This is a genomic window from Ralstonia sp. ASV6, from assembly GCF_016429285.1.
Classification (GTDB): Bacteria; Pseudomonadota; Gammaproteobacteria; order Burkholderiales; family Burkholderiaceae; genus Ralstonia; species Ralstonia flaminis.
This window is the reverse complement of record NZ_JAELUI010000336.1, coordinates 1-635: the sequence shown is the minus strand read 5'-3', so window position 1 is coordinate 635 and position 635 is coordinate 1. Positions and strand designations below refer to the sequence as shown.

Sequence of the window (635 nt, the reverse complement as noted above, 5' to 3'; positions counted from 1 at the left end):
GGGCCTGTCAGTAATTTCGTGTTCAAGGCATAACATGCCCTCAAGGAGGGTTTATGCCTCGCGAACCGAAGACCAAGCCGGTCGAGCTGCCGGCGATTCCAGCCAAGCTGCTTGAGCAGTTCGGCAATGGCCCGATGACGGCCGACGCCATCAACGCCGCGACACTAGCCCTCAAGAAGGCCCTGATCGAGCGGGCGCTGGGCGGTGAGTTAAGCCACCATCTTGGTTACCCGCCAGGGGCAGCCAAGCCCGCCACCGTGCGCAATCAACGCAACGGCACGGGCGCCAAGACGATCCTCACCGAGGATGGCCCGATCCGCATTGAGGTGCCGCGCGATCGCGACGGCAGTTTCACGCCGCTGCTGATCCCCAAGCACGAGCGGCGCTTCACTGGCTTTGACGACAAGATCGTCGCCATGTACGCCCGAGGCATGACGGTGCGCGAGATACAAGGCTTCCTACTCGAGCAATATGCGACGGAGGTCTCACCCGAGTTCATCAGCTCGGTCACCGATGAGGTGATGGCCGAAGTCACTGCCTGGCAGGCCCGACCGCTTGAAGCCATGTATCCGGTTGTGTTCTTCGATGCACTGCGGGTCAAGATCCGCGAGGACGCGGTGGTGCGCAACAAGGCC

Annotated in this window: 1 protein-coding gene; it reads left to right on the top strand. The window is 62.2% G+C overall.

Annotated elements, in window-relative coordinates; genetic code table 11:
• Window positions 1-53: 53 nt before the first annotated feature.
• A partial coding sequence (locus tag JHD73_RS27955) for a transposase (RefSeq protein ID WP_199033363.1) occupies window positions 54-635 on the top strand: 582 nt, incomplete at its 3' end.